This window comes from Ruminococcus sp. AM31-15AC (assembly GCF_003462045.1).
GTDB classification, from domain to species: Bacteria; Bacillota; Clostridia; order Oscillospirales; family Ruminococcaceae; genus Hominimerdicola; species Hominimerdicola aceti.
The window spans coordinates 21,105-44,473 of record NZ_QTYG01000021.1 but is presented as its reverse complement, the minus strand read 5'-3'; the positions used below and the strand labels follow the sequence as shown (position 1 = coordinate 44,473).

Sequence of the window (23,369 nt, the reverse complement as noted above, 5' to 3'; positions counted from 1 at the left end):
ATACAGAATAAATTGTATATTGTCTAAAAATATACATTAAAAAGCCTTAAAATGTGTATAAATATAAAATTTTTATGCAAAAGCACTTGACAATGCTGTATAAAGGTGTATAATAATTTTATCGGCATGAGAGCCGTGAAAATATTATACAAACATACTTACTACATACAATGGAGGAATTTTGTTATGGCAAAAGAGATCAAAAAGGTTGTCCTTGCATATTCCGGCGGACTTGATACATCTATCATCATTCCGTGGCTCAAGGAAAACTACAACAACTGCGAAGTAATCGCTGTTTCAGGAAACGTTGGTCAGGGCACAGAGCTTGACGGTCTTGAGGAAAAGGCTATCAAGACAGGCGCTTCTAAGCTCTATATCGAGGACCTTACAGAAGAGTTCATCGAGGATTATGTATATCCAACAGTACAGGCTGGCGCTGTTTATGAAAACCAGTACCTCCTCGGCACTTCATTTGCTCGTCCAATTATTGCAAAGAGAATAGCTGAGATCGCTATCAAAGAGGGCGCTGACGCTATATGCCACGGTTGCACAGGTAAGGGTAACGACCAGGTTAGATTTGAGCTTGCTATCAAGCTTTCGCTCCTGATATGCAGATAATCGCTCCTTGGAGAATTTGGGATCTTAAGTCAAGAGAGCAGGAGATCGAGTATGCTGAGGCACACAACATTCCTCTGAAGATAAACAGAGAAACAAACTACTCAAAGGACAAGAACCTTTGGCACCTTTCACACGAAGGTCTGGATCTTGAAGATCCTGCAAACGAGCCACAGTATGAGAAGCCGGGCTTCCTTGAAATGGGCGTTTCACCTATCATGCTCCTGACAAGCCAACTTATGTAACTATCCACTTTGAAAAGGGTATCCCAACAGCAGTTGACGGCGTTGAGATGAACGGCAAGGAGCTTGTTACAAAGCTTAACGAGCTTGGCGGTGCAAACGGTATCGGTCTTGCTGACCTTGTTGAGAACAGACTTGTTGGTATGAAGTCAAGAGGTGTTTATGAAACACCGGGTGGAGCTATCCTTTACAAGGCTCATGAAGTTCTTGAAACTATCACACTTGACAAGGAAACTGCAAGAGTTAAGCAGTATCTTTCAATCAAGTTTGCTGACATTGTTTACAATGGTCAGTGGTTCACTCCTCTTCGTGAGGCTATGAGCGCATTTGTTACAGAAACACAGAAGACTGTTACAGGCGACGTTAAGCTGAAGCTTTACAAGGGCAACATGATAAACGCAGGTGTAACATCTCCATACACACTTTATGATGAAGAAGTTGCTACATTCGATGAGGACAATGTTTACAATCAGGCTGATTCAGCAGGATTCATCAACCTCTTCGGTCTGCCTATCAAGGTAAGAGCTAAACTCGAGCAGAAGAGAAACGCTAAGAAGGACTAATAGCGACGTTCTGTTTCACAGAGCATAAAGGTGTATAACCTTAAAAAGTTTGTATAATATTTTTCACGGAGGTTTTGATATGTCAGATAACAACAGCATTTTTGAGCCTGCAATAGACAAGAAGGTCGAGATCTCTTATGACAGCCTGCCGAACTCCTCTTTTGAGGACGTAAACCTCGGCGGAGCAAAGTTCTCGAACGTAAATCTTAAGGAAGCCGTTTTCGATGACGTTAATATGGATGAGACACATTTCAACAACGTCAGCATGAAAGAAAGCGACTTTGCAGATATGTATATGGTAAACACAAAGTTCTTGGGCGTAAATCTCAGCAACTCGAGATTTGGCTGCTCTATCATGAACAATGTTGAGTTTAAAAATCCTGATCTTAAGAACTCACAGTTCATTCACTGTGACCTTACAAACGTTGAGATAAACGATTGCAAGATAGACGGTCTGAAGATCAACGGCGTGGATATCCAGAAGCTGCTTGAACAGCACGAAAAGGAAATGTGATCCGCACTTATTGAAATGTATTGGGGCAGGATGATCCTTTGGGGTCATTTTGCCCATACATTTTTTATATTTGATAACTTGAAATAAACATAAAGGACGGTTTTAAAATGGCAGGAAAAATGTGGGCAGGAAGATTTACAAAGGAAGTTGACGAAAGAGTCAATGATTTCAATTCATCTATTTCCTTTGACGCAAGAATGTACCGCTATGATATAGAGGGTTCTATGGCACACGCCACAATGCTGGGCGAGTGCGGTATAATCGAAAAGCACGAAAGCGAAAAAATAGTCCAGGGACTTAAGGGTATTCTTGCGGATATCGACGAGGGCAAATTACAGTTCGACCCTACTGCAGAGGACGTTCATATGTTTGTTGAGGCTGAGCTTACAAAAAGGCTCGGTGACACAGGCAAGAGGCTTCATACGGCAAGATCAAGAAACGATCAGGTTGCACTTGACGTGAGAATGATACTCAGAGCCGAAACGAAAGAGATAATCGAGCTTGTGAAAAAGCTTGAACACACTATCCTTGACATTGCAGAGAAAAATCTCACAACTGTTATGCCGGGATATACTCATCTTCAAAGGGCACAGCCTATCACATTTGCTCACCACCTTGTGGCGTATGCAAATATGCTTCTGAGAGATATTTCAAGACTTGAGGACAGCTACAAGAGAACGAACATCATGCCTTTGGGAAGCGGTGCGCTGGCTTCCACAACTTACCCTATAAACAGACAGAGAGTTTGCGACCTGCTTGGCTTTGACGAGATAACACAGAACTCACTCGACGGCGTTTCAGACAGAGATTTCTGCATCGAGCTTTGCTCGGCTATCTCACTGCTTATGATGCACCTTTCAAGATTTTCTGAGGAGATAATACTTTGGTGCTCATGGGAGTTCAAATTTATCGAGCTTGACGACGCTTATGCAACAGGCTCGTCTATCATGCCGCAGAAGAAAAACCCTGATGTTACTGAGCTTATAAGAGGAAAGACAGGAAGAGTTTACGGCGACCTTAACACACTGCTCGTAATGATGAAGGGTCTGCCGCTTGCATACAACAAGGATATGCAGGAGGACAAGGAAGCTATCTTTGACGCTATTGACACTGTTAAGCTTTGTCTTAAAACCTTCGATCCGATGCTTGCCACAATGAGAGTTATCCCTGAGAACATGAGAAACGCCGCAGCCAAGGGCTTTATCAATGCTACTGACTGCGCTGACTATCTTGTTAAAAAGGGTATGCCTTTCAGGGACGCTTACAAGATAACAGGCACTCTCGTTCACACCTGCATTGAAAAGGGCTGTACACTTGAAACTCTCCCATTGGAGGAGTACAAGAAGCTTACTGACAACTTTGACGAGGACGTTTATGACGCTATCAGCCTTGACACCTGCGTAATGCAGAGAAAAGCGGCAGGCGGTCCTGCGCCTGAGTCTGTAAAAGTTCAGATAGAATATGTCAGAAATAAGCTTTGATAAACACCGCTCCCCTGTTAAGGCGGCACTGCTATATCTTGTGCTGTGGGAGCTTGCGACAGTTATAATGTGGCTTTTTACGGCTAAGCTTTTTGTGATATATCCGCTGTTTGCGGTGGGATTTACGGTGGTGTACCCTGTGTGTACATGGTGGGCTTGCTACCGACACGCTAAGAACTACGGCTTGAAATGGTATGTTGCGCCTGTGATGATAGCGGTTTCGGTGATAGAATATATCTTTGTGGAGGAAGCAAGGTCGGTAGTGCCGAACTTTATCGTGCTCACTGTGTTGACCGCAGGCTTCGCCGCAGGTCTTGGAAACTGCTTTGCGGACAAGGACGCAATAAATGCCGCAAAGGAAGATAAAAAGCGTAAAAAGCTGAAAAAAGAACCTGAATACAAGAACATTTTGGACGATAATTAAAAGTATGCGGACGGCTAAAGAGCTGTCAGCCAAACGGGCGAACACTGTTCGCCCCTACAAAAGTTTGCGTTTGCATGAGCATACAGATTATTGACAGACAAAATCATAAAGTTTTATAAAAGGATATGAAGAAAAATGAAAACAAGAGTTTTTATTGACGGCAAAGAGGGAACAACGGGACTTCAGATATATGAGCGTTTTCAGAACAGAAATGACGTTGAGATAATGCTCATTGACGAGGAAAAGCGCAAGGACGTGAACGAGAGAGCAAAGATGATAAACTCATCGGATATCACTTTTCTATGCCTGCCTGACGCAGCGGCAATGGAGGCGGCTTCACTTTGCACAAACCCTGATGTCAGGATAATCGACGCTTCTACCGCCCACAGAACAAACCCTGCATGGGACTATGGTTTCCCTGAGCTTTCCGAAAAGCATAGAGAGAATATCCGCAATTCAAAAAGAGTTGCAAATCCAGGCTGTTATGCAAGCGGCTTTATAAGCCTTGTTTATCCTCTCGTAAAGGCAGGAGTGCTTCCTGAGGATTATCCTGTTACCTGCCACGCAGTTTCAGGCTACAGCGGCGGCGGAAAGAAAATGATAGCCGCTATGGAGAGCGAAAATAAAACAAAGGAAATGTATTCTCCACGTCAGTATGCACTGGGGCAGAAGCACAAGCATATCCCTGAAATGCAGGCGGTGTGCGGACTTAAATATAAGCCTATGTTCAATCCGATAGTGGACGACTATTATAATGGTATGGTTGTTTCTGTGCCGCTGGTGACAAGATGTTTGACAAAGAAATATACACCTGAGAATATCCATGAAATAATGGCGGAGCATTATCTAGGTCAGCATTTCGTTAAGGTAATGGAGCTTGGCGGAACAAAAACGCTTCCTGACGGATTTATCGCAGCGAATACATTGGCAGGAACAAATAATATGCAGATATTTGTCTGCGGAAATGAAGATCAGATCTTGCTTATGTCGAGATTTGATAACCTTGGAAAAGGCGCAAGCGGCGCAGCAATACAGAATATGAATATAATGTTGGGTATAAACGAAGCAACAGGGTTGGAATAACAAAAAAGCAAAAAACAAACCAAAAGCACCGCACAAAAAATCGCCGGTGCAGGGCGGCGTTAGCCCTGCCGAGGGACGGGGGCGAGCAGCCCCAGCGGGGGCAAAATAAAGCCAAAAGCAAAATCAAACCCAACAGGGGGCAGAGCCCCCTCCACAAAAGTACGGTCTAAAAAAAGCGGCGGACAAAAAAATAAAACAAACCAAAGTAAAATTTCTCAACCAAGCCTAAAAACCAACAAAACTCCGCCGCTTTTGTCATTTGAACAGCGAAGCGTCTTCAAATGACTCGCCAACGGCGACAATAAGCTCCCCCACAAAGGAGAGCAATTCCCGACCAATGAGTGCGAATATAAAAGTGCGGAAAAAATAAGCGGGCGAACGCTGTTCGCCCCTACAGAAATAATTAATAGAAAAAATCTGTCCTGATCTAATTAGTGTGAAAATTTTGTAAGGAGTTTTGAATATGAAAGAGATATCAAAGAAAAATTTCGACGGCTATAAGTATGTAGACGGCGGCGTGTGTGCTGCAAAGGGCTTTAAGGCTAACGGTCTTTATTGCGGCATAAAGGAAAACCCTACAAAAAAGCCTGACCTCTGCCTTGTGGAGTCTGACGTTATGTGTTCAGCCGCCGGCGTTTTTACTCAGAATAAGGTCAAGGGTGCTCCTGTTACTGTTTCTCAGAAAAATCTTGCTAAAACAGGTGGCAAGGCTAAGGGCTTTATCCTTAACTCCAAAAACGCTAACACCTGCAACGCTGACGGTGAGGAAAAGGCTTACAAAATGTGCGAAATGACAGCCGAGAAAATGGGTGTTAAGCCTGAGGAAATTCTTATCGCTCAGACAGGCGTTATCGGTCAGATACTCCCTCTTGAACCTATCGAAGCTAAGATAGACGAGCTTTATGAGGGACTTTCCTATGAGGGCAACGAAAAAGCCGCTATTGCTATCATGACTACTGATACAGTGAAAAAGGAAGTGGCTGTTGAGTTTGAGCTGGACGGCAAGATCTGCCACGTTGGCGGCATGGGCAAGGGCAGCGGTATGATACACCCTAACATGGCGACTACCCTTAATGTTATCACTACAGACTGCGCTGTATCCTCTGAAATGCTCAAAAAGGCACTCACTGAGATAGTGAAGATAACATATAACTGCCTGTCTGTTGACGGTGACCAGTCAACGAATGATACCTGTGCTGTTATGGCTAACGGACTTGCAGGAAACCCTGAGATAACAGCCGAGGGTGAGAGCTACGAGGTGTTCAAAAAAGCTCTTTATATCGTCATGATGAACATTACTAAGATGCTCGCAAAGGACGGTGAGGGTGCAACTAAGCTCCTTGAATGTACTGTAACAGGTGCAAAAGACCTTGACACCGCTATAATCGTTGCAAAGAACGTTATATGCTCGCCGCTTTTCAAGTGTGCAATGTTCGGTGCTGACGCTAACTGGGGCAGGATACTCTGTGCTGTTGGATACGCTGAAGCTGATTTTGACATAAACAAGGTAGACGTTTCACTGTCATCAAAGGCAGGAGAGATACACGTTTGCCACAACGGCGCAGGCATAGAGTTCTCTGAGGAAGTGGCTAAGACCGTTCTTCTTGAGGACGAGATCACAATAAGCGTTTCTATCGGCGACGGCAACGGCACTGCCACTGCATGGGGCTGTGACCTTACATATGATTATGTTAAGATAAACGGCGATTACAGAAGCTAAGACATAAAATCAGTATAGGAAAGAAGAATGAGAAATGGACATAAGCAATAAAATCAGAAGTCAGATACTTATTGACGCTCTGCCACACATTCAGAAATACCACGACAAGATAGTCGTTGTAAAATACGGCGGCAACGCTATGACAAACGCTGAGCTTAAAGAAGCTGTTATGAGCGATATCGTGCTTCTAAGCGAGGTAGGCATAAAGGTAGTTCTTGTTCATGGCGGTGGCCTGAGATAAACGCAATGCTCAAAAGAGTCGGCATCGAAAGCAAGTTCATAAACGGTCTGAGATACACTGACGCTGAAACTATAGATATCGTTAAAATGGTGCTTTGCGGCAAGGTAAACAAGGAGCTTGTGTGTGCTTTGCAGCTTCATGGCGGAAAGGCTCTCGGTCTTTGCGGCTGTGACGGTCAGATGATACTTGCGCAGAAGCTTGACAGCGAGGTAGACCTTGGTTTTGTGGGCGACATCAAAAAGGTGACGACAAAGCCTATAGTTGACGCACTGAACAACGGTTATGTTCCTATAATCTCCACAGTTGGCGTTGGCGAGGACGGACAGTCTTACAATATCAATGCTGACACTGCGGCGGCGAGAATCGCTTCTTGTCTGAGAGCGGAAAAGCTTATCCTTATGACAGATATAGTTGGTCTGCTGGAGGACAAGGACGATGATTCTACTCTTATCCCACAGGTAAACGTCAGCGATGTGCCTTATCTCAAAAAGAAAGGCATCATAAGCGGCGGAATGATACCAAAGATAGACTGCTGTGTTGAAGCCGTAAGACGTGGCGTTAAAAAGACCACTATCATTGACGGCAGAGTACCGCACTCGATACTTATCGAGCTGCTATCCAATGAGGGTATCGGTACACAGTTTATATAAAATATCAATACATATTGAAAAGAGTGATAAAAATGAACACCATAGAACAGTTCAACGAACACGTTATGCAGACCTATGGCAGAATAGGTCTTGTTATGGAAAGCGGTCATGGTCAGACGGCTGTGGGCGAGGACGGAAAAGAGTATATCGACTTCGGCTCCGGTATCGGCACAAACAGCCTTGGCTACTGCGACGAGGATTGGGTGAACGCTATCTGCAATCAGGCACACAAGATACAGCACACCTCAAACTACTATTACACAAAGGTACAGGCTGACTTTGCAAAAAGACTTTGCGAGGCAACAGGCTATGAGAAAATGTTCTTCGGCAACTCGGGCGCAGAGGCTAACGAGTGCGCTATCAAGCTTGCAAGAAAATACAGCTTTGACAAATACGGCAAGGACGCTGAGAGAAATATCATCATCACCCTTGTAAACAGCTTCCACGGCAGAACGCTTTGCACTCTTTCTGCAACAGGTCAGGAGGTTTTCCACAACTACTTCTTCCCGTTCGTTGGTGGATTTGAAAATGTTATCGCTAATGATATTGACGATCTTATGGACAAGCTCAACAAGCTTGACAACAAGGTTTGCGCTGTAATGTTCGAGTTTGTTCAGGGCGAGGGCGGTGTTATACCTCTTCAGCAGAGCTTTGTGAACACTATCATGCTTGAGTGTGCAAAGAGGGATATCCTCACTATCGCAGACGAGGTACAGACAGGCGTTGGCAGAACCGGCAAGCTCCTCACATCTGAGCTTTACAACGTAAAGCCTGACATAACCACACTTGCAAAGGGTCTTGCAGGCGGTGTTCCAATAGGCGTGTGCCTTGCTAACAAGAAGTGCAGTGAGGTGCTTGGCAAGGGTACACACGGCTCAACGTTTGGTGGAAATCCTATTTCCTGCGCAGGCGGAAACGCAGTTCTTGACAAGGTGACAAAACCTGAGTTTCTTGAAGAAGTTCGCAAAAAGGGCGAGTATTTCAGAGTAAAGCTTGCAGAAATAGACGAAGTTGAGGGCGTTGACGGACTTGGTCTTATGATAGGCGTAAGGCTCAAAACCAAAAAAGCCGCTGATGTGCTTAACAAGTGCTTTGAAAACGGACTGCTTATTCTCACAGCAAAGGACAAGCTGAGATTTTTGCCGCCGCTGAATATCTCATATGAGCAGATAGACAAGGGACTTGCTATACTGAAAAAAGTCCTTGATGAGAAATAACAAAGTGTGCAGGTGCGAACAGTGTTCGCCCGTTTGATACGCAATACCAAATAAAAATCAAATTACGGAGGAAATATTATGAAACATTTACTTAAAATGCTCGACCTTTCCAAGGAGGAAATTCTCGACATTCTCAATCTTGCAGACCAGCTCAAATACGAAAACAAAAACGGTATCGAGCATCACATTCTTAAAGGCAAAACTCTCGGAATGATATTCCAGAAGTCCTCTACCCGTACAAGAGTTTCTTTTGAAACAGGTATGTATCAGCTTGGCGGTCAGGCACTTTTCCTTTCAAACCGTGACCTACAGATAGGCAGAGGCGAGCCTGTTCAGGACACAGCCCGTGTTCTTTCACGTTACCTTGACGGCATCATGATCCGTACTTTCGAGCAGAAAGAGGTTGAGGATCTTGCTAAATATGGCTCTATACCAATAATAAACGGTCTGACAGACTTCTGCCACCCTTGTCAGGTGCTTGCTGACCTTATGACTATCAGAGAGTTCAAGGGACGCTTCGAGGGTCTGAAAATGTGCTACATAGGCGACGGCAACAACATGGCAAACTCACTTATCGTTGGTGGACTTAAGGTAGGCATGGAAGTTTCTATCGCTTGCCCTAAGGATTATCAGCCTGCTGCTGAGGTTCTTGAATTTGCTAAGGGCTACGGCGACAAGTTCTCAATGACAGACGTTCCTCTTGAGGCTGCAAAGGACGCTGACGTACTTTTCACAGACGTTTGGACTTCAATGGGCGAGGAAGCTGAGACTGAGAAGAGAAAGAGTCGCATTCAAGGGCTATCAGATAAATGACGATATCATGGCTGTTGCAAAGGCTGACGCAATGGTACAGCACTGTCTGCCTGCTCACCGTGAGGAGGAGATAACCGAAAAGGTATTCGAGGCTCACGCAAATGAGATATTCGAGGAAGCTGAAAACAGACTTCATGCACAGAAAGCCGTTATGGTCAAAGTAATGGGGCCGCAGGAATAATTCGCATATGACAAAAGCCGTCCACGCTGGTGGGCGGCTTTTTTGTGTTGAACACATCAAAAAGGTCTTTGATGTGACGGGATAAAAAGATCCGCAGTCCTCAAAGAACTGCGGTCATAGTTAAATAACATTTTCATTTACGATATGGTAGCTTTGCAGAATTTCTGGGTCAAACTGAATGAGTGAGATCATTCTGCGTGCAGGACCGATAGGCTGGTTCGTACCTGTTTCCCACGCCTCAACAGTTTTTGTCGAAACTCCGATCACCGCGGCAAATACCGCCTGCGTAAATCCCAGCTTTTTTCGGATCGCTTTTATATCTTCAGCAGATATATCAGGCAAAGGCTCTATTCTAAGAGTTGTTTTTTAGCAGAAATTTTACCTTTTTCGTAGTCAACTGCCTCGTTAAGTCCAGTAATTATGCTGTCAAACACATTCATATTAAAGCTGGTCTCCTTCGTATTTATTATTGAAGTTGTAATATACTTTCTCATTTGGAAGCACCGCCTTAATCGGATAAACTGACATCCCAAAAGAATCTGTAAAAATAACATCTTCTCCAATATGTTTTTCAAGAAACTCATCAGAAAAATCAGCTATTAAACCAATGCTGATAGCTCCATTCCTTGTAAAATTCAATCCTTCAATTTGTATACTCTTTTCAATCAAAGAACAATCTGAAGTGTGAAAAAAATTCAACAACATTTTTTGAATATCTCGTTCGATTTGAATCTGATTATTAAGATAATATCTGATTGCTTCTTCTTGTTCAAATGAAATTACAGCATCTTTTTGATTTGAGTATATACATAGATACAGGTCAAAAGTTTTATCCCATAATGTAATGATAAAGCTCTTCTTTGTGTACCAATCTGTTTTTTTAATCAAAGTTCCTAATACAGGATGCTCAATTGTAGTTGGTTTATTTTTTTCTTTGTCTTTCCAAAAAAACATAATCTCGCCTTTAAAATTTGTATTGCTTAGCCCATTACGACCTCAACATTTACTGTTGCACCATTTTCAGCTACAGGGAGAACATTGCCCTCTACTGCCTTGCCGTCAACAGTTACGCTCTTTACGCCCTTGCAAACGTGGTCAGGGTTCTTAACAATGATGTTGTATGTTGCACCTCTGTACTGACGTGTTGCTGTCATGCCGTCCCACTCGTGAGGGATAGATGGATCTATCTTCAAGCCGTCAAAGTCAGCCTGTACTCCGAGAATGTACTGTGAGATAGCTACCATGTTCCATGCGGCTGTACCTGTAAGCCAGCTATTCTTGCCCTCGCCGAATCTGCTTGCGTCCTTACCAGCTATCATCTGACCGTATACATAAGGCTCTGTCTTATGAAGATCAGATATCTCCTCGTTGAATGCAGGAGCTATCTTGCTGTAATACTCGAACGCCTTGTCGCCTCTGCCTGCATATGCTTCTGCGCAGATTATCCAAGCATTGTTGTGTGTGAAGATACCGGCATTCTCCTTATATCCGCCCGGATATGTGGATATCTCACCATACTGGATATAATACTTTGAGTATGCAGGGTTGTTAAGAACAAGACCATACTTTGTATTGAGGTACTTGTCGATAGAATCAAGTGTCTTGATGTCAGCGCCCTCGTCCTTGCCTATTTCAGACATAACTGCGAAGCCCTGAGGTTCAATGAATATCTTGCCCTCTTCACATTCCTTAGAACCCATTTTTGCGCCTGTGGAATCGTAAGCTCTCAGGAACCAATCGCCGTCAAATGCAGATTCCATAACGTTCTTCTTCATCTTGTCTATCTCAGCCTGTGCTGCGGCAGCCTCATCGTCCTTGCCAAGGTGCTTGAGGATAGACACATAGTTAGGACCTGTGTATGTAAAGAGTGTTGCCACCATTACAGACTCAGCTACCTTCGAGTAACCGCCCTCAGCTGCGAACTTAGGATTTGTATAAGTCTGGAAGCTCTCGCCCGGAGTGTCAGAATAGCATGAAAGGTTGATACAATCGTTCCAGTCAGCTCTCATTGCAAGTGGCAGACCGTGAGGACCGAGGTTATTTACAACGTGATAGAATGATACCTTAAGGTGATCGAGCATTGGCTTAGCCTTTGACTCGTCATTATCGTATGGTACCATTTCGTCAAGGATAGACCAGTCGCCTGTTTCCTTGATGTATGCGGAAACTGAGAGGATCATCACAGTGGGTCGTCTGAGAAGTCGCCGCCGATATCAGAGTTGCCCTTCTTTGTAAGAGGCTGATACTGATGATAGCAGCCGCCGTCAGGAAGCTGTGTAGAAGCGATGTCGATGATACGCTGTCTTGCACGGTCCGGTATCTGATGAACGAAGCCGAGGATATCCTGGTTTGAATCTCTGAAGCCCATTCCTCTGCCGATACCGCTCTCGAAATATGATGCGGAACGTGAAAGGTTGAATGTTACCATGCACTGATACTGGTTCCAGATATTTACCATTCTGTTTACCTTGTCATCAGGTGTGTCAACATTGATAACGCTGAGAAGTCTGTCCCAAGTTGCCTTGAGTTCTTCAAGACCTGCGGCTACCTTTTCAGGAGTGTTATACTGCTCGATCATTGCGAGAGCCTTTTCCTTATTGATAGTAACGCCGTCAGCCTCGAATTTCTTGTCAACAGGCATTTCAACATAGCCGAGGATAAATACAAGCGTCTTTGACTCGCCCGGAGCAAGTGTTATCTTCTTGTAGTGTGAAGCGATAGGTGACCAGCCGTCTGCAAATGAGTTGTTAGCCTTGCCTGCTTCAACAGCCTGTGGGTTATGGAAGCCGTTATAAAGACCGATAAATGAATCTCTGTCTGTATCATAGCCGTCTATCTCGTCATTTACTGTATAGAATGCAAAGTGATCTCTTCTGTCTCTGTATTCTGTCTTGTGATAGATAGTTGAACCTACTACCTCAACACGGCCTGTGCTGAAGTTTCTCTGGAAGTTTGTGCAGTCGTCCTGAGCGTCCCAAAGACACCACTCTGCAAATGAGAAGAATGAGAATGTTTTTTCTTCATTGCTCTCGTTTGTGAGAACTACCTGCTGAACTTCGCCGTTATAGTTCTGAGGAACAAAGAATGTAGCCTCAGCCTTAAGTCCGTTCTTCTTACCTGTGATGATAGTATAGCCCATACCATGACGGCACTCATAAGCGTCAAGCTCTGTCTTTACCGGTGACCAGCCCGGATTCCAGATAGTTTCGCCGTCTTTGATATAGAAATATCTTCCGCCCATGTCGATAGGCACGTTGTTGTAACGGTAACGAGTTATTCTTCTCAATCTTGCGTCCTTATAGAAGGAATAGCCTCCTGCTGTGTTGGAGATAAGTGAGAAGAACTCCTGCGTGCCAAGATAGTTTATCCATGGATATGGCGTTCTTGGATTGCTGATGACATATTCCTTTTTCACGTCATCAAAATGGCCAAATTTCATCAATAATTTCCACCTTTCGTATTTTATCTATTGTTAATTAATTTCTTAATTATAACCCATACAAATGCATATATCAACAGGTGACCTCAGTTCACCCCTACTGCATTTTCTATTATTCAGTAAAGAATCTCTGCCAGCACTTGAATGTGTGACCCTTTGTTATCTCCTCATATCCGCTCACTTCGTTAGGCAGGCTGAGATTAGGAGAGTTTATCATAGCTGTCATTGGTTCAGGGCAGAAATATCCTTTATTGCCCTTATCGTTCCACATATTCCAGAACTTAAATTCTTTTGACACCTCGTTGCAAACCTTATGACCATTGTCAGTATCCACAACATAAGAGCCATAGAAGTCCTTACCGTCAAGCTTGTTCATGCCTGCGGTGTACATATCGTTTGAGATATTATGCAGGGTAGGCATTTTTGTACCCTCTTTATATTCAAGGTCTTTCTTTTTAAGAGGCAAAAGCTTTTCTGTTGGCAGACATCTCTTGTCAAGCTCGCACTTTTCGATTATCGGCACGCACATTCTCATTGATTCCTCCCTGCCGCCGTCGCACATTGGTGCGTTAAGGCAGGTATGAGTACATATAGAAACAGGCAGAGCCTTGTCGCTGTTGTTTGTCAGGTATATCTCCTGCAAAAGACCGTTTTCAGACAGCGTAAACGTATAAGATATTTTAAAATCCACCGGAAAATAAGAATACATCTCGTCATTCTTGTCAAAGGTATAAGAAGTAACAAGCACAGCTTTTTTATCCTGTGTTGAATAACACTCTATTTCGTGTTCTCTCTTATGCACCCAGCCATGGATAAAATTATCAAGCTTTTTCTCATTTACAGGCATTTGATACACTGCGTCAGAGGTCTTTATAATGCCCTTATCAAAGCGATTAGGCAAGAAAAGAGTAGGCAGTCCCCATATCTCTCTCGCCTTATTTATAGTCTTGAGAGTGCAGTCATCACGATATCTGAACATCTCTATGCCGTTTTCCTCGTCACGAAGCCTCAGCACAGCAGCACCAAGTTTTGGTGCGATAACGCAGGAATACTTTCCCGACTGCATTCTGACACATTCCGTATCTTTAAACATGAATTTAAGGTCTATATTATTCAAAAAAGTAACGCCCCCATAGTGCAAAGCGATGATCTGCCTCCCGCTTTACCATACATTTTTACTTAAACGATTAACATACAATTATTATAACATAGCCCGTCGCTTTTGTCTAGTACAAAACGCAGATTTTTATATAGAATTTTCGATGTGTTTTTTAGTAGTTTTTTACCAAACGTTCAATGAATAATCCAAAAAAATATGACAATACTACAATCAACAGCCCGCTGACAGACGGACTGCTCTATATCTTAAACAATCAAAGGAGGAGTTTCTCATGATAGATAGGATCGCACTGCTGCTTCTCATAATAGGCGGCATAAACTGGGGGCTTGTGGGCATTTTCCAGTTCGACCTTGTGGCATTTCTTTTCGGAGGCGCTGCAGCGATACTAAGCAGGATCATCTACGTTTTGGTAGCTATTTCGGCTATCTGGTGCATTTCACTGTTTTTCAAAGACAACAGACTTGTCACCGAGCAGTAGTCCCCTGCAGGTCATGACGGCAGGAGAGGGAGCTTGTTTCAGAGGGCAGCATTTTATCACGGGTTTGCCTGCTGCATATTCTAAAATCGGCTCTCTTTCCTGCTGTCATGACCTTATTTTTTTGTTTTAAACATTAAAATTTGAACATCACAGGCGCTAAAAATGGATAAGATATTTTACTTTTTTAAGTCGATTTAACTTCAGACCTCACGCAGATGTCACTGTTAGCATAATGTCAACGAAATATTTGTGCAAAATCCCGAATTTTCAGAAAATTAACAAGTTCTTTGCAACTTTTTCTTGACTATCGCTACAAAAGAGGTTATAATTTAATTGATGTTAAGGATATTGAACATAATTTGTTTGATTTAACATCCGTTTTGTTGTCTCCTTTCTTTTGTTCTACACATAGTTTTTTTATTTTATTTTCTGCTGAGCACCGTTGCTCAGCATTTTTTTTGCCCATTTTATGCACACGTTGAAAAATTCATATTTTAGAGTTATAATGTTACTTTATGGACTAATAAAACAATATGTCAGTTCTTACCTGTCAAAACGTTTTCGTCGTGAGAGAAAGGAGTAAATAGAATATGAGATATCTTATAGTTGTTGATATGCAGAATGATTTTGTCACGGGCAGTCTTGGTTCACAGACAGCAGAAAAGATCGTTCCTGCTGTCTGTGAAAAAATACGCAGTTACAAGGCTCAGGGCAGCACTGTATTCATGACCCTTGACACGCACTTCAAGGATTATCTTGAAACGCCTGAGGGAAAAAAGCTCCCTGTGGAACATTGCATAAAAGGCACCGAGGGTTGCAGCCTGAGACTCAGGTAGCTGAGGCTATCGGTGGAAGCGCAGAGGTCTATGAAAAAAGCACATTTGGCTCGGCTGAGCTTGCACAACACCTTGCTGAGATAGCAAAGGCAGGGGACGAGATAGAGCTTTGCGGACTTTGCACAGACATTTGCGTGGTATCAAACGCTTTGCTAATAAAAGCTTTTTGTCCTGAATGCGAGGTCATAGTTGACGCAAACGCTGCGCAGGAGTAACAGAGGAAAGCCACAAGGCGGCACTTGTTACAATGGCGTCATGTCAGTGCAGGATAGATAATTTTTGATTTGAGGGGGAACTCCGCTTTGGCGGAATGATTTATGAGTGGTTTCAAAAAAGGTCTTAAAGACGGCATACCTATTGCTTTGGGGTATCTTTCGGTATCTTTTACATTCGGACTTCAAGGCGTAAAAGGCGGTCTGAGCTGGTGGGAAACTGTGCTTATCTCTATTTGCAACGTGACCTCGGCAGGTCAGTTCGCAGGACTTGACATTATGCTGTCGGGGGGCGGTTTCTGGATAGAAATGGCTTGTGCTCAGTTTATAATCAACCTGAGATATGCACTTATGTCCATATCTCTTTCACAGAAAGCTGACAAATCACTGTCGGGAATACACCGCTGGCTGGTAGGCTTCGGAGTGACAGACGAGATATTTGTCATGGCAATGGGAAATATAGGGGAAGTTTCAAGGCAGTATATGTATGGGCTTATCGCTTTACCTGTAGCAGGCTGGTCGCTGGGGACTCTTATAGGTGCGGCGGCAGGAAAAATACTTCCTGAGATAGTCATAAGCGCACTTAGCATTGCAATATACGGAATGTTCCTTGCAATAATAATACCGCCTGCAAAGAAAAACAAGGGCATTGCAATGGCGGCGATATTTGCGGCTCTTCTTAGCTGTTGTTTCAATTGGCTGCCTATTCTTAATAAGGTATCAGGAGGATTTTCCATAATAATCTGCACCGTTCTTTCCGCAGGGATAATGGCGGCTCTCATGCCTGTGAAAAATGAGGAGGACGGTCAATGCTGAGTATAAGAGATTTCTTCATTTATCTTTTCATCATGGCAGGAGTGACCTATCTTATTCGTGCCCTGCCGTTGGTGATATTCAAGGGCAAGATAACAAACAGATTTGTGCAAAGCTTTCTTTACTATGTGCCATATGCTGTGCTTGGAGCAATGACGTTCCCGTCCATACTATTCTCAACGGGAAACCTTGCGGCTTCCATAGCAGGACTTATAACAGCCTGCGTGCTTGCATTCAAGGAAAAAAGCCTTATTATAGTTGCGGCATTTGCCTGCCTTGCAAGCTTCTGCGTAATACTTATTTGTCAGCTTATCTAAAGTTTTGTGCAGAGGGGTGACCTGAGGTCGCCCACTATAAATTTTGGATATTTGACAAGCTCAGACCTTTCTGCTATATGCGGAGAGGTCTTTATTATCACTGTTTTTATATAGCATATGAAATATCATAAATGGAGTATAAAATTTTCGGCTAGTTTCATATTCTTGCCTTGAAAAAAATTATAGGCTGTGATATAATTTTATTGTGTGAAAACGTTTACCGTTTTTTTGAACTATGACAAAATATATGGAGGTATTGCAATGTCAGACACAATGAACATTTCTCCTGAGCTTTTGGAGAAAATGAACAGGTATTGGGAGGCTGCCAACTATCTTTCGGCAGGTCAGCTCTATCTGCTTGACAATCCGCTTCTCCGTGAGCCGCTCACAATGGATCACGTCAAGAAAAAGATAGTCGGTCACTGGGGTACTGTACCTGGTCAGAACTTTATCTATGTTCACCTTAACAGAGTCATCAAGAAATATGACCTTGACATGATTTATATTTCAGGTCCTGGTCACGGAGGAAACTTCATGGTAGCAAACACCTATCTTGAAGGCTCTTATTCTGAGGTATATCCTAACATTTCAAGAGATGTTGAGGGTATGCAGAAGCTGTTCAAGCAGTTCTCTTTCCCAGGAGGAATCTCATCACACGTTGCACCTGAGACACCCGGTTCTATAAACGAGGGCGGCGAGCTTGGTTATTCACTTGCACACTCATTCGGCGCTGTATTCGACAACCCTGACCTTATCACAACTTGCGTTGTTGGCGACGGTGAGGCGGAAACCGGCCCTCTTGCAACAGCATGGCACTCAAACAAGTTCCTGAATCCTAAGACTGACGGTGCTGTACTTCCTATACTTCACCTTAACGGCTACAAAATATCAAACCCAACTGTATTTTCAAGAATTTCTCATGAAGAGATAAAGAGTTTCTTTGAGGGCTGCGGCTGGAAGCCATACTTTGTTGAGGGCGACGATCCTATGACGATGCACAGGCTCATGGCTGAAACTCTTGACACTGTTATCGAGGAGATCAAGGCTATCCAGAAGAACGCAAGAGAAAACGGCGTTACTGAAAGACCAAAGTGGCCTATGATAATATTCCGTTCACCAAAGGGCTGGACAGGTCCGAAGGTTGTAGACGGCAAGCAGATAGAGGGTACATTCAGAGCGCATCAGGTACCGATGACAATGGAAGCTCCTGAGCATCTGAAAATGCTTGAGGATTGGCTCAAGAGCTATCACCCTGAGAAGCTTTTCACAGAAGAGGGCAGACTTATCCCTGAGCTTGAAGAGCTTGCTCCTACAGGCGACAGAAGAATGGGTGCTAACCCACACGCCAACGGCGGACTTCTTCTGAGAGATCTCAGACTTCCTGATTTCAGGAAATACGGTATCGACGTACCTGCTCCCGGTGCAGTTGAAGCACAGGATATGATAGAGCTTGGCGGATTTGTACGAGATATATTCAAGCTTAATGAAGAAAGCAGAAACTTCCGTATCTTCGGACCTGACGAAACAATGTCAAACAGACTTGGCAAGGTCTTTGAGGCAACAAACAGAGATTGGAACGCTGACAAGCTCGACAACGACGAGTTCCTTGCCGCTGACGGTCGTGTTATGGACTCTATGCTTTCTGAGCATATGTGCGAGGGTTGGCTGGAGGGCTATCTGCTCACTGGACGTCACGGTTTCTTCGCAAGCTATGAGGCTTTCATCAGAATAGTTGACTCAATGTTCTCACAGCACGCTAAGTGGCTCAAAGTTACTTCACAGCTCCCATGGAGACAGAAGATAGCTTCACTTAACTACATACTTTCTTCTAATGTATGGCAGCAGGATCACAACGGATTTACACATCAGGATCCGGGTTTCCTCGATCACGTTGCAAACAAGAAAGCAGACGTTGTAAGAATGTATCTCCCACCGGACACAAACTGTCTGCTGTCATGCTTTGACCACTGCATACGTTCAAAGAACTATGTAAACGTAATGGTAACATCAAAGCACCCAAGACAGCAGTGGCTCACAATGGAGCAGGCTGTTAAGCACTGCACACAGGGTATCGGTATCTGGGAATGGGCTTCAAACGATCAGGGTCAGGAGCCTGACGTTGTTCTGGCTTGCTGCGGCGACACACCTACACTTGAAGCACTTGCAGCAGTAACTATCCTGAGAAAGAATCTTCCACAGGTAAAGATAAGATTTATCAACGTTGTTGACCTGTTCAAGCTTCAGCCACAGTCAAAGCACCCACACGGACTTTCCGACGCTGACTTTGACGCACTGTTCACAAAGGACAAGCCTATCGTATTCGCATTCCACGGCTATCCTACACTTATCCACGAGCTTCTCTATCACCGTCACAACCGCAACCTTTATGTATGCGGCTACAACGAGGAGGGTACGATCACAACCCCATTCGACATGAGAGTTCAAAACGAGATAGACCGTTTCCACCTTGTTATGGAGGTTATCAAGAGACTTCCACAGCTTGGAAACACAGGTGCTTATCTCCACCAGCTCATGCAGGACAAGCTTGTTGAACACAAGCAGTATATTGCTGAATATGGTCTTGATATGCCTGAGATCAGAGATTGGAAATGGGATATCTGATAAAAAGCCAACCAATTAATTAAATATACCAACATAAAAGAGGACTTCCGACAATGAGGGAGTCCTCTTTTGCTGTGCATATAAAAATATCCCCCGCCTTGCGACGAGGGATAAAAAGTGCTGAGTCAATAAATTACTTTCTGTTGTTTGCTATCTTTGCAAGGAGATTCAGTATTTTAAGATAAAGATAAATAACGCCTACGATAAGACCATAGCTTGCATACCATTCATACTGAGCAGGAAGCCCCTGTTCAACTGTCATCTGGATAGTTTCAAAATCGCACATAAGAAGCGCTGCGGCGATAAGAACGCCGATAACAGCGAAAAGTATGCCGATAGGGCCGTTGTTTATTGCAACGATTGAAGTGTAGATAGCTGAATGAGGTGCGAGCCATGCAAGAAGCATGAAGAGCAATCCGCCTATGATAGACACCCAAAGGCAGGTGATAAGAGCAGTTTTCATTCTGCTTCCCACACGAACGCCCTTTGAATAGATAACTGCAAGCACTGCAACTGTGAGAAGCGTCAGTGTAACGGCTTCAACTATTATGCCTTTCCACTGCATTGCGTAGATCATTGACATAAAGGTGAGGGCATATCCCATGCCTGCGGAATAGATAGAGCCTGTTACCGCTGTTGTTTTCGGAGCGAATGAAGCCACAAGTCCTGCTATTGCTGTTGCGATAAGAGCACCGACAAAGATGGTATACTCAGTGGAAAAAGCCTGCGCACCGCCGCCGAAGAAGTTGTGAATGTAAAAATATGCTCCCATGCCTGCGGCGAAAACTGCAACAAAATACAAGGTCTTCATTGCGATGCCCTTATAGCTTGCCGCCTCCATGCCGTAAGTGGACTGTGCAAAAGAGCGCAGCTTTTTCACTCGTGGATTTGAATAGCTTTCAGAAAAATTATTATAATCGTTCATGAATTTGCCTCCTTTATTTTTTCGCCAATATTTATTTTTTGGCTTATATACTATTATACATATTTTCTTAAAAAAGTCAATATGATTTTTCAGGCAAAAGTGCAAAGTTATTTTTTCGGACTTGTCCGCATATGATATAAACAAAGGCAAAAGCCAAAAAATCGGAAAGGAAGATACATTGTGCTGGATATACTTGAAAAGAAGCTTACGGAAAACCAGACCACAAGAAAGGGGCTAACAACTGCGGAAGCTGAAAAGCGGCTCAGTACGGACGGAGAGAACCGCCTTGCCAAAAAGAAAAAGACCTCTGCGGCGAAAATTTTTGCAGGACAGTTTCATGACGTTATGGTGATGATACTTCTTGTGTCGGTGGTGATATCCGTAGCACTTGGGCAATATGCTGACGCTGTGCCTATCGTGCTTATAGTTATCATTAACGCTGCGCTGGGATTTATTCAGGAATACCGCTGTGAAAAAACTCTGGAAAAGCTTGAAAACATGACCGCTCCCACCGCCATGGTATATCGTGACGGCAGGCTTGTGAAAATTCCTGCATCGGAGGTCGTGGCAGGAGATGTTTTTACTCTCGAAGCAGGTGACAGAGTGCCTTGCGACGGCTACATAAACTCATCAAGGGCGTTATCATGCGACGAATCTGCACTCACCGGCGAAGCTGTGCCTGCGGTAAAGAAATGCCGTACATCTGAGATAGATTTTACCGCACTGAACAAAGACTACATGGTCTACATGGGAACGGTGGTAACAAAGGGCGTTGGCGAGGTCACGGCGGTGGCAACAGGTGAGCGAAGCCAAATGGGCAGGGTCTCAACCATGCTTGATGAGATAAAAGAGCCTGAAACTCCATTGCAAAAGAAACTCGGAGAGCTTGGCAGAACTCTTGCTATCATCTGCCTTGCAGTGTGTGTGATAGTCTTTATTGCAGGCGTGCTAAGGGGCGAGCCTGTTCTCAATATGGCAATGACAGGAATAACCATAGCCATTGCCGCAATACCTGAGGCTTGCCTGCCACGGTGACTATAGCGCTTGCCCTTGCGGTCAGAAAAATGCTAAAGCGTCAGGCACTTGTACACAGGCTTCATTCAGTGGAAACTCTTGGCTGTGCCACTGTTATCTGCACTGACAAGACAGGCACTGTGACAATGAACAAAATGACAGTTACTGACATTTTCACCTGCACCGAGAAAAGCCGTGCTTACGGCGTAACAAAAGAGGGGGCAAGCTTTGATGACAAAGCCCTCAAAGCATGGGAAAACCCCGACCTTGGCAGGATACTTTTGTGCGGCGCAGCCTGCAACAACGCAAGACTCTGCCCACCTGAAAAGACAAGAAAGCGTGACAGGGGCGGCAGACAAGGCGAGCTTTGCGCAGAGGGCGACCCTACAGAAACAGCTATACTCATAGCCTGCGCAAACTCAGGTATAAACGTCAGCTCCCTTGGTTACAGACGAACTGACGAGCTTCCATTTGAAAGTGAAACACGCTCCATGACGGTAATATGCGCTGACGAAAAGGGGGTTACAACGGCATTCAGAAAAGGTGCTTTTGACGTTATCATAAAGGAATGCAGCCACGTTTTTTCTGACAGCGGCGAGCTTTTGACATTTGGGGGAGCAATGAGAAAACAGGCTTTTTACAAGTGCGATGAATACGCTTCAAAAGGTCTGCGTGTGATAGCATTTTCACAGCAGGTGGACGGAGAATGGGCTTTTCTTGGACTAATGGCAATGAAAGACCCTCTCAGGGCTGAAGCCGCAAAGGCGGTGGCGGAATGTCAGCGTGCAGGCATAAAGACAGTTATGATAACAGGCGACCACAAGCTCACTGCCCAAGCTATTGCAAAAGAAGCCGGCATTATGAAAGCAGGCTCTATCGCTTTGACAGGCGACGAGCTTGACAGAATGGACGACAAACAGCTTGACGAGGTAATAGAAAACTGCCGTGTGTTCGCAAGGGTGACACCTGAACACAAGCTCAGGATAGTAAAGGCATTCAAAAGCCGTGGGCACGTTTGTGCAATGACAGGCGACGGGGTAAACGACGCACCTGCTATAAAAGAAGCTGACATAGGTGTATCAATGGGAATATCAGGTACAGAGGTCACAAAGCAGGCGGCTGACGTGATACTTCTTGACGATAATTTTGCCACCCTTGTGAACTCCGTTGAGGAGGGCAGGACCATATATCAGAACATAAGAAAATTCGTGCGCTACCTTATTTCCTGCAACATAGGCGAGGTCATTACTATGCTAGGCGGAATTTTAATGGGGCTTCCTATGGTACTGCTTCCAGCGCAGATACTTCTTGTAAATCTTGTTACAGACAGCCTGCCTGCCATTGCGCTGGGGCTTGAGCCTGCGGAAAGCTCGGTAATGAAAAAGCCCCCTAGAAAAGAGGACGACAGCTTTTTCAGCGGCGGTCTTATGTGGCGTATCGTCATAAGAGGGCTTCTTATCGGTATCTGCACCCTTGCAAGCTTCACTGTTCTGCTCACTAACACCCATTCTCTCGGCACTGCAAGAACAGGTGCGCTTATAACACTTGTACTTAGTCAGCTTATCCATGTGTTTGAATGTAAATCGGAAGATAAGACACTTTTCACTGTGCCTTATCTTTCAAACCCATTCCTGCTTTTCTCTGTATTCATATCAGCGGCAGCGCTGTTTGCAGGCATATGGCTCCCTGTTCTGCAAAAGGTATTTTTCACAGCCGTTCCGAGCCTTGGAGAGTTTCTTGTGGCGGCGGCAGCGGCGGCTATCGTGCCTGTTGGGGCAGGCATAATCCCAAAGCTTTTTATGGGCAAAAAATCTCCTGACGTAACAGTGGACGCCCCGCAGAGATAGCA

At 44.3% G+C, this 23,369-nt stretch carries 18 protein-coding genes and 4 pseudogenes; 17 read left to right on the top strand and 5 right to left on the bottom strand.

Going from position 1 to position 23,369, the window contains the following annotated elements:
- Positions 1–186: 186 nt before the first annotated feature.
- The 9 genes and pseudogenes from DW793_RS07745 to argF all read left to right on the top strand — a co-directional run bounded on the left by DW793_RS07745 (position 187) and on the right by argF (position 9,744).
- A pseudogene (locus tag DW793_RS07745) lies at positions 187–1,420 on the top strand (argininosuccinate synthase).
- A gap of 79 nt (positions 1,421–1,499) precedes the next feature.
- The gene (locus tag DW793_RS07740; RefSeq protein WP_117876987.1) at positions 1,500–1,934 is read left to right on the top strand and encodes a pentapeptide repeat-containing protein; all 435 of its coding nucleotides are present in this window, start codon (positions 1,500–1,502) and stop codon (positions 1,932–1,934) included.
- Between the two features lie 107 nt (positions 1,935–2,041).
- The gene (gene argH, locus DW793_RS07735) at positions 2,042–3,415 is read left to right on the top strand and encodes an argininosuccinate lyase (RefSeq protein WP_118157551.1); all 1,374 of its coding nucleotides are present in this window, start codon (positions 2,042–2,044) and stop codon (positions 3,413–3,415) included.
- Positions 3,396–3,839: a hypothetical protein gene (locus DW793_RS07730; protein WP_118157550.1), complete on the top strand. Its 444-nt coding sequence runs from the start codon at positions 3,396–3,398 to the stop codon at positions 3,837–3,839. Before argH ends, DW793_RS07730 begins: the two co-directional genes overlap by 20 nt.
- Before the next feature lie 135 nt (positions 3,840–3,974).
- On the top strand, positions 3,975–4,922 hold the full coding sequence (argC, locus tag DW793_RS07725; protein ID WP_118157549.1) for an N-acetyl-gamma-glutamyl-phosphate reductase: 948 nt from the start codon (positions 3,975–3,977) through the stop codon (positions 4,920–4,922).
- Between the two features lie 463 nt (positions 4,923–5,385).
- Positions 5,386–6,642, top strand: coding sequence for a bifunctional glutamate N-acetyltransferase/amino-acid acetyltransferase ArgJ (gene argJ / locus DW793_RS07720; protein WP_118157548.1), 1,257 nt, complete (start codon positions 5,386–5,388; stop codon positions 6,640–6,642).
- Positions 6,643–6,676: 34 nt separating this feature from the next.
- Positions 6,677–7,533 (top strand): annotated as a pseudogene (gene argB, locus DW793_RS07715) (acetylglutamate kinase).
- Positions 7,534–7,565: 32 nt separating this feature from the next.
- Positions 7,566–8,750, top strand: coding sequence for an aspartate aminotransferase family protein (locus tag DW793_RS07710; RefSeq protein WP_118157547.1), 1,185 nt, complete (start codon positions 7,566–7,568; stop codon positions 8,748–8,750).
- Between the two features lie 78 nt (positions 8,751–8,828).
- Positions 8,829–9,744 (top strand): annotated as a pseudogene (argF, locus tag DW793_RS07705) (ornithine carbamoyltransferase).
- 120 nt (positions 9,745–9,864) lie between these two features.
- Here the strand turns inward: argF and DW793_RS07700 are convergent.
- The 4 genes and pseudogenes from DW793_RS07700 to DW793_RS07685 all read right to left on the bottom strand — a co-directional run bounded on the left by DW793_RS07700 (position 9,865) and on the right by DW793_RS07685 (position 14,300).
- The gene (locus DW793_RS07700; RefSeq protein ID WP_242843639.1) at positions 9,865–10,086 is read right to left on the bottom strand and encodes a helix-turn-helix domain-containing protein; all 222 of its coding nucleotides are present in this window, start codon (positions 10,084–10,086) and stop codon (positions 9,865–9,867) included.
- A gap of 99 nt (positions 10,087–10,185) precedes the next feature.
- Positions 10,186–10,698 carry a hypothetical protein gene (locus DW793_RS07695; protein ID WP_118124140.1) on the bottom strand — a complete coding sequence of 171 codons (513 nt, stop codon included), beginning with the start codon at positions 10,696–10,698 and terminating at the stop codon, positions 10,186–10,188.
- Positions 10,699–10,724: 26 nt separating this feature from the next.
- A pseudogene (locus DW793_RS07690) lies at positions 10,725–13,183 on the bottom strand (glycosyl transferase).
- Positions 13,184–13,295: 112 nt separating this feature from the next.
- A complete protein-coding gene (locus DW793_RS07685) occupies positions 13,296–14,300 on the bottom strand; it encodes an aldose 1-epimerase (protein WP_118157546.1) in 1,005 nt (334 codons plus the stop codon).
- A gap of 274 nt (positions 14,301–14,574) precedes the next feature.
- Between DW793_RS07685 and DW793_RS07680 the strand changes: the two genes are divergently transcribed.
- From DW793_RS07680 to DW793_RS07660, 6 genes are all read left to right on the top strand, one after another.
- Positions 14,575–14,781, top strand: a complete 207-nt coding sequence (locus DW793_RS07680) for a DUF378 domain-containing protein (RefSeq protein ID WP_022288161.1) — start codon at positions 14,575–14,577, stop codon at positions 14,779–14,781.
- A 590-nt stretch (positions 14,782–15,371) separates the two neighbouring features.
- Entirely contained in the window at positions 15,372–15,617 is a 246-nt protein-coding gene (locus tag DW793_RS15945; RefSeq protein ID WP_390624668.1) for a cysteine hydrolase family protein, read from the top strand.
- A complete protein-coding gene (locus tag DW793_RS15940) occupies positions 15,596–15,832 on the top strand; it encodes a hypothetical protein (protein WP_390624667.1) in 237 nt (78 codons plus the stop codon). The genes DW793_RS15945 and DW793_RS15940 overlap by 22 nt, the downstream gene beginning before the upstream one ends.
- A 102-nt stretch (positions 15,833–15,934) precedes the next feature.
- Entirely contained in the window at positions 15,935–16,645 is a 711-nt protein-coding gene (locus DW793_RS07670; RefSeq protein ID WP_118157545.1) for an AzlC family ABC transporter permease, read from the top strand.
- The gene (locus DW793_RS07665) at positions 16,639–16,959 is read left to right on the top strand and encodes an AzlD domain-containing protein (protein WP_022288164.1); all 321 of its coding nucleotides are present in this window, start codon (positions 16,639–16,641) and stop codon (positions 16,957–16,959) included. The genes DW793_RS07670 and DW793_RS07665 overlap by 7 nt, the downstream gene beginning before the upstream one ends.
- 261 nt (positions 16,960–17,220) lie before the next feature.
- Positions 17,221–19,581 (top strand): phosphoketolase family protein, encoded by a 2,361-nt coding sequence (locus DW793_RS07660; RefSeq protein ID WP_117938996.1) that lies wholly within the window; start codon positions 17,221–17,223, stop codon positions 19,579–19,581.
- Between the two features lie 133 nt (positions 19,582–19,714).
- Here DW793_RS07660 and DW793_RS07655 read toward each other — a convergent pair whose 3' ends face one another.
- Positions 19,715–20,506, bottom strand: coding sequence for a Bax inhibitor-1/YccA family protein (locus DW793_RS07655; protein WP_117863366.1), 792 nt, complete (start codon positions 20,504–20,506; stop codon positions 19,715–19,717).
- A gap of 180 nt (positions 20,507–20,686) precedes the next feature.
- Between DW793_RS07655 and DW793_RS07650 the strand changes: the two genes are divergently transcribed.
- A complete protein-coding gene (locus tag DW793_RS07650) occupies positions 20,687–21,541 on the top strand; it encodes a P-type ATPase (protein WP_118157544.1) in 855 nt (284 codons plus the stop codon).
- On the top strand, positions 21,538–23,367 hold the full coding sequence (locus tag DW793_RS07645; RefSeq protein ID WP_118157543.1) for a cation-translocating P-type ATPase: 1,830 nt from the start codon (positions 21,538–21,540) through the stop codon (positions 23,365–23,367). The genes DW793_RS07650 and DW793_RS07645 overlap by 4 nt, the downstream gene beginning before the upstream one ends.
- The last annotated feature ends 2 nt before the right edge of the window (positions 23,368–23,369 follow it).

Excerpts from the sequence above, each read along its gene's own strand:
- DW793_RS07740 (WP_117876987.1), top strand. The coding sequence starts at position 1,500 with ATGTCAGATAACAACAGCATTTTTGAGCCTGCAATAGACAAGAAGGTC.
- argH (WP_118157551.1), top strand. The coding sequence starts at position 2,042 with ATGGCAGGAAAAATGTGGGCAGGAAGATTTACAAAGGAAGTTGACGAA.
- DW793_RS07730 (WP_118157550.1), top strand. The coding sequence starts at position 3,396 with ATGTCAGAAATAAGCTTTGATAAACACCGCTCCCCTGTTAAGGCGGCA.
- argC (WP_118157549.1), top strand. The coding sequence starts at position 3,975 with ATGAAAACAAGAGTTTTTATTGACGGCAAAGAGGGAACAACGGGACTT.
- argJ (WP_118157548.1), top strand. The coding sequence starts at position 5,386 with ATGAAAGAGATATCAAAGAAAAATTTCGACGGCTATAAGTATGTAGAC.
- DW793_RS07710 (WP_118157547.1), top strand. The coding sequence starts at position 7,566 with ATGAACACCATAGAACAGTTCAACGAACACGTTATGCAGACCTATGGC.
- DW793_RS07695 (WP_118124140.1), bottom strand. The coding sequence starts at position 10,698 with ATGTTTTTTTGGAAAGACAAAGAAAAAAATAAACCAACTACAATTGAG.
- DW793_RS07680 (WP_022288161.1), top strand. The coding sequence starts at position 14,575 with ATGATAGATAGGATCGCACTGCTGCTTCTCATAATAGGCGGCATAAAC.
- DW793_RS15945 (WP_390624668.1), top strand. The coding sequence starts at position 15,372 with ATGAGATATCTTATAGTTGTTGATATGCAGAATGATTTTGTCACGGGC.
- DW793_RS07670 (WP_118157545.1), top strand. The coding sequence starts at position 15,935 with ATGAGTGGTTTCAAAAAAGGTCTTAAAGACGGCATACCTATTGCTTTG.
- DW793_RS07665 (WP_022288164.1), top strand. The coding sequence starts at position 16,639 with ATGCTGAGTATAAGAGATTTCTTCATTTATCTTTTCATCATGGCAGGA.
- DW793_RS07660 (WP_117938996.1), top strand. The coding sequence starts at position 17,221 with ATGTCAGACACAATGAACATTTCTCCTGAGCTTTTGGAGAAAATGAAC.
- DW793_RS07655 (WP_117863366.1), bottom strand. The coding sequence starts at position 20,506 with ATGAACGATTATAATAATTTTTCTGAAAGCTATTCAAATCCACGAGTG.